Raw genomic sequence first — 5,957 nt, 5'->3', positions numbered from 1 at the left:
CGGCCTCAAGGCCCTGACACAGCATGACGGCGGCGTCAGCGTCTTCGAGATGTCGCCGTCCGCTTTGCGGGGTTCCGATCTCGCATTGGTCGACAGCCCCGCCGAGGCCGAGCGCGACAGCGAGCTCCGGCCGCTTGCGGACGACGCCCCCGGAACCACCGCGGCTGCCTGGGAGGATGTCGGCCGCGGCCTCGAGATTGCCGGCCACGAGGAACCGACGGGGCCCATCACCAAACGCAACCCGCCGGAACACTGGCAGGTGGACGACATCGGCGCCGGGGGCGTTCGCCTGTGCCTGGATGCGCCCCAGCAACCCCTGTTGATCGGTGACCTGGTGGGGCTGCGCGCCGTCGACGGTCATCGTTGGACGGTCGGGGTACTACGCTGGATCCGCTTCGACGACCAGGCCGGCAACCGCATCAGCATCGGGGTGGAGTTCCTCGCCAACCGCTGCCTGCCAATGCAGGTTCAGGATTTTCGCAACGGCATCGCTGCCGGCGTTCCGCAACCAGGCCTGTTCGCCCCCCAGCGGACGGATGCAGACGGGGCCGCGCTGTTCCTTCCCGCACAGGTCTTCGATCATGAAAAACGGGTTGTGTGCTGGCTGAACGGGCGTGCCCGCGTGCTTGAACTGGACAGCGAGCGCACGGGGACTACCCTGTTCACCGAGGTCGGCTGCCGCATGACCGCCCTGGAAGTTGGGACGCCGGCTGAGGCCCCCTCCGGCACCGAGACCGGCCCCGCCCTTGCGAACGACGACGGACTGTCCTTCACTTCCCGCAACTGCGACGATCAAGCCTCATGAACGAGACCATTCGCACCCTCTTCGTCACCAGCAATCCCAACCTGGCAGAAGAGGTAATCAGCAGCATCCGAACCCGCGGGAACGCGATCCGCGCGGAGCAGGTTGCCACCACGGACGCCCTCTCGGAAGCGCTCGAAAACCGGCGCTTCGACGTGATCGTCCTGATCGAGCCCGGCCTGGGCCTGACCCGCGAGCACGTGGACGAGGCCCTGCATGCCTCCGGACGGCGCACCCCCGTGGTCATCCTGACCGAACGCCCGGAGGCGGAACGCCTGGCCGACTACGAGTCCGGCGCCTATGCCCTGGTGGATCACGAGCTGCACGAACTGGCCGGGATCTTCACCGTGCGGGCCGCCGCACAATTCCAGTTGCGCCAGCGTCTGGGGCGCATGGACGCGTCGCTGCAGGAATCCGAGCGCCGTTGCCAGCTGCTGCTGGACAACTCGCGCGACGCCATCGCCTACGTGCATGAAGGCATGCACATCTACGCCAACGCCTCCTGGCGCGAGCGCTTCGGCATCGCCGATCCCGAGGACGTCGACGGGCTGCCACTGATGGACCTGGTGGCCCCGGAAAGCCGCGACGAGCTGAAAGGCCTGCTGCGACGCTTTCAGAACGGCGAGGAAGGCGACCAAACGCACCAGACGTTCCAGTTGCAGTCGTTTGACGGCACCCCGTTCGAGGCCAACCTGCGCCTGTCCACCGCGAGCGTCGAGGGCGAGGCCTGCACCCAGGTACTGCTGGATTCGACCCAGGAGGACCCGGAGCTGGCCGAGAAGATCGATTACTTGTCGCAGCGTGACCTGGTCACCGGACTGTATAATCGTCAGCACTTCACCGGCATGATCGAGACCGCGCAGGGCCAGGCCGCTCAGTCGGAAAAGCCGTTTGCCCTGATCACCCTGGCGGTGGATCGCTTTGCCGACATCCGCGCCAACGTCGGCATGTCGGCCAGCGACCTGCTGCTGGCCGACATCGGCAAGCTGATCGAGGACCAGTTCCCGGAGCCGGCCATCACCGCGCGCCTGGAGGCCGAACACTTCGGCATCGTGGTGCCCGACACCCGCCGCAACGAGGTGGAAGCGCGCATCCACGGACTCATGGAGGCCGTCACCGGGCGCGTGTTCGAACTCGGCAATGCCTCGACCAACTGCACCCTGTCCGCCGGTATCGTGATCGCCGACGAGACCGCGGTGGACACCGAAGAACTACTCTCGCAGGCCGACCGGGCCTTGAAGGAGGCGGTGGAGACCGGTGGCGGGACCCACTGCTTCTTCCGTCCGGCCGAGGGCGAAATGACCCAGGGCCAGGCCGACCAGCAATGGAAACTGCGCATCCAGGACGCCCTGGAACACAACCGCCTGGAACTGCGGTACCAGCCGATCGTGAACCTGCACGGTGCCGACCGGCCACGCTATTCGGTGTTTGTGCGCCTGCGCGATGCCGAGGGTCATGTGCATGAGCCGGATGCCTTCATGGCCAGCGCCGAGCGTACCGAGATGGCGACGCCCATCGATCGCTGGGTCCTGAAGGCCGCCCTTGGCGTACTGGCAGAACTGCTGAAAAAGGACCCCGGCACCCAGTTCTTCCTCAAGCTGACCAACGGGTCGCTGGGCGACCCGTCGGTGGTCAGCTGGCTGCACGATGACCTGCACGCCCTGCGTATCCCCGCGGACAATGTGGTGGTCGAGTTGAAGGAACCCACCGTGGTCACTCACCTCAAACCGGCGATCCACGTCGCCCGTGGGCTGCAGGAAATGCACGGCCACCTGTGCATCGACGACTTCGGCAACGGACTGAACCCGTTCCAGCTGCTGCAGCACCTGGAGGCGGACCACATCAAGCTGGATCCGTCCTACGTGAAGAACCTGGCCGAAAGCGAGGAGAACCAGCAGATGATCCGCGAGCACACCGAGGCGGCGCACGCGAAGGGCAAGCAGGTCATCGTGCCCTACGTGGAGGACGCCAGCGTGCTGGCCGTGCTCTACAGCCTGAACGTGAACCTCGTCCAGGGCTATTTCCTGCAGGCCCCCATGCCCGCCCCCACCTTCGACTTCGCCTCCACCTGAACCCTGAACGGGTGCCCGTTGCGTTTTTTACCGTGGAAGCCCCAGAGAACACGGAGAAGGGAACCCCGGGCTGACCACCCTTGACCTGGCATCCCGGGACCGACCGGCCCCGGATGCGCCCGCAACGCTCACAATGCCGCGTTGTCACGAGCGCAGGCGCGGGAATCAATGCGAGGCAACAGGGGCCCGCGAACGAGCGGTTAGGGCCAACGTTCGCTCTAACGCAACAGGCCCCGGCGGGGTCTTCACTGGAGACACCTATTTCGACCAGAAATTGAGGTCCTCGAAGAAACCCTTCACCCCGTCCAGCCACGAATGTGCCTGCGGGCTGTGCTTGGTGCCTCCAGCCTGGGTGGATTCCTCGAACTGACGCAGGAGCTGCTTCTGCTCCTTGGTCAGGTTGATCGGCGTTTCCACCACGACACGGCAGATCAGGTCGCCGACGCCACCGCCATGCACGGACTTCACGCCCTTGCCGCTGACCCGGAACTGCTTTCCGGTCTGGGTCTCCGCGGGGACCTTGAGCTTGACCCGGCCGTCCAGGGACGGGACCTCCAGGTCGCCCCCGAGGGCGGCGGTCGCGAACGACACCGGTACCTCGCAGTGCAGGTCCGAACCGTCGCGGCGGAACAGCTTGTGCGGCTTGACTCGCACCTGCACATAAAGGTCGCCGGGCGGGCCACCGTTCATGCCCGCCTCGCCCTGCCCAGCCAGGCGGATGCGGTCGCCCGAATCGACCCCGGCCGGGATCTTTACATCCAGTGTATTCTGCTCCTGCACCCGGCCCTTGCCATGGCAGGACTTGCAGGGGCTGGAGACGATCTTGCCGGAGCCCTCGCAGCGCGGGCAGGTCTGCTGCACCGAGAAGAAGCCCTGCTGGATGCGCACCTGGCCCACACCGTTACAGGTCGGGCAGGTCTCCGGCGAGGTCCCCGGTTCTGCGCCCGAGCCATCGCAGGCCTCGCAGCTCACCGTGGTCGGGATGCGGATCTTCACCTCGGTGCCGAACACCGCCTCTTCCAGGGTGAGATCCAGGTTGTACTGCAGGTCGGAGCCACGATAGGCGCGTTGCCCGCGGCCGCCCCCGCCACCTCCGAAGATATCGCCAAAGATGTCCTCGAAGATGTCACTGAAGTTGGAAGCCCCGGCGCCGCCACCAAAGCCTCCGGCCGAACCGTCCACCCCGGCATGGCCGTAGCGGTCGTAGGCGGCGCGCTTCTGGTCGTCGCTGAGGACGTCGTAGGCGGCACGGGCCTCCTTGAACTTGGCCTCGGCTTCCTCGTCCCCGGGGTTGCGATCGGGGTGGTACTTCATCGCGAGGCGGCGAAAGGCCTTCTTGATATCGGCGGCCGAGGCGTCCTTGGAGACACCCAGCACCTCATAGTAGTCGCGTTGTGACATGGTCATTCCCTGCTGATTCGTTCGCGCGAACGCGGAATGCCTTCACGCAAACGCCCGGAGTCACGAGTACTCCGGGCGCGGCGTTCAAACAGATCCGGCGGAACGCGAAGTCCCGCCGGCCGTGGCATCAGCCCTGCTTTTTCTGGTCGTCGTCGACTTCCTCGAACTCGGCGTCCACGACATCGTCGCCCTGTTGGCCACCCTCGGCCTGCTCGGCACCGGCCTCGCCCGCGCCATCGGCGCCCTGGGCGTAGGCCTTCTCGGCCAGTTTGCCGGAGGCCTCAGCCAGCTTCTGCGTGGCCTGCTCGATGGCCTCGGCGTCCTCGCCTTCCATCGCGGACTTGACCTCGGCCACTGCCGACTCGATCGCGGAACGCTCGTCATCGGAGACCTGGTCACCCAGATCCTTCAGAGACTTCTCGGCGGAGTGCACAAGGGCGTCGGCCTGGTTCCGCGCCTGGACCAGCTGCTGGAACTTCTTGTCTTCCTCGGCGTGGGCCTCGGCGTCCTTGACCATCTGTTCGACCTCTTCCTCGGACAGGCCGGAGGAGGCCTTGATGACGATCTTGTTCTCCTTGCCTGTGGCCTTGTCCTTGGCCGAGACGTTCAGGATGCCGTTGGAGTCGATGTCAAAGGTGACCTCAATCTGCGGCACGCCGCGGGGCGCGGCCGGGATGTCCTGCAGGTCGAAGCGCCCCAGCGACTTGTTGGCGCTGGCCATCTCGCGTTCGCCCTGCAGCACGTGCACGGTCACCGCGGTCTGGTTGTCCTCGGCGGTGGAGAACACCTGGTTGGCCCGGGTCGGGATGGTGGTGTTCTTCTCGATCAGCTTGGTCATCACGCCGCCCATCGTCTCGATCCCGAGCGACAGCGGGGTCACGTCCAGCAGCAGTACGTCCTTGACATCGCCGCCCAGCACGCCGGCCTGCACGGCGGCGCCGACCGCAACGGCCTCGTCCGGGTTCACGTCCTTGCGTGGCTCCTTGCCAAAGAACTCCTGTACTGCCTCCTGCACCTTGGGCATGCGGGTCTGGCCGCCGACCAGGATCACGTCGTCCACCTCGGAGGCGGACAGGCCGGCATCCTTCAGCGCGACCTTGCACGGGTCAATGGAGCGCTTGACCAGATCCTCGACCAGGCTCTCCAGCTTGGCACGGGTAATCTTCAGCGCCAGATGCTTGGGCCCGGTGTTGTCGGCCGTGATGTACGGCAGGTTCACCTCGGTCTGCTGGCTGGAGGACAGCTCGATCTTGGCCTTCTCGGCGGCTTCCTTCACGCGCTGCATCGCCAGCGGGTCGCCCTTGATGTCGATGCCCTGATCCTTCTTGAACTCGTCGACCAGGTAGTCGATCAGGCGATTGTCGAAATCCTCGCCGCCCAGGAAGGTGTCACCGTTGGTCGCCAGCACCTCGAACTGATGCTCGCCATCCACCTCGGCGATCTCGATGATGGAGATGTCGAAGGTACCGCCACCGAGGTCGTACACGGCAATCTTGCGATCTCCGCGCTTCTTGTCCATGCCGTAGGCCAGCGCGGCCGCGGTCGGCTCGTTGATGATGCGCTTGACCTCGAGCCCGGCAATTTTGCCGGCATCCTTGGTCGCCTGGCGCTGGGAGTCATTGAAGTAGGCCGGGACGGTGATCACCGCCTCCGTGACCTCTTCCCCGAGGTAGTCCTCGGCG

General features: G+C 65.8%; 3 protein-coding genes and 1 pseudogene. 2 read left to right on the top strand and 2 right to left on the bottom strand.

Going from position 1 to position 5,957, the window contains the following annotated elements; translation table 11 throughout:
• Positions 1 to 805, top strand: a pseudogene (locus ACESLR_RS11270) (PilZ domain-containing protein); the annotation flags it as partial.
• Positions 802 to 2,874, top strand: a complete 2,073-nt coding sequence (locus tag ACESLR_RS11265; protein ID WP_373025563.1) for an EAL domain-containing protein — start codon at positions 802 to 804, stop codon at positions 2,872 to 2,874. The pseudogene ACESLR_RS11270 and the gene ACESLR_RS11265, both read left to right, overlap by 4 nt.
• 258 nt (positions 2,875 to 3,132) lie before the next feature.
• Here the strand turns inward: ACESLR_RS11265 and dnaJ are convergent, their stop codons facing one another.
• On the bottom strand, positions 3,133 to 4,281 hold the full coding sequence (gene dnaJ, locus ACESLR_RS11260; protein WP_373025562.1) for a molecular chaperone DnaJ: 1,149 nt from the start codon (positions 4,279 to 4,281) through the stop codon (positions 3,133 to 3,135).
• 121 nt (positions 4,282 to 4,402) lie between these two features.
• The coding region (gene dnaK / locus ACESLR_RS11255) for a molecular chaperone DnaK (RefSeq protein ID WP_373067446.1) at positions 4,403 to 5,957 on the bottom strand (1,555 nt) is incomplete at its 5' end.

The organism is Thioalkalivibrio sp. (assembly GCF_041685615.1).
Lineage (GTDB): Bacteria > Pseudomonadota > Gammaproteobacteria > Ectothiorhodospirales > Ectothiorhodospiraceae > Thioalkalivibrio.
The sequence above is the reverse complement of the archived record's forward strand: the minus strand, read 5'-3'. Positions and strand labels throughout refer to the sequence as shown.

Excerpts from the sequence above, each read along its gene's own strand:
- ACESLR_RS11265 (WP_373025563.1), top strand. The coding sequence starts at position 802 with ATGAACGAGACCATTCGCACCCTCTTCGTCACCAGCAATCCCAACCTG.
- dnaJ (WP_373025562.1), bottom strand. The coding sequence starts at position 4,281 with ATGACCATGTCACAACGCGACTACTATGAGGTGCTGGGTGTCTCCAAG.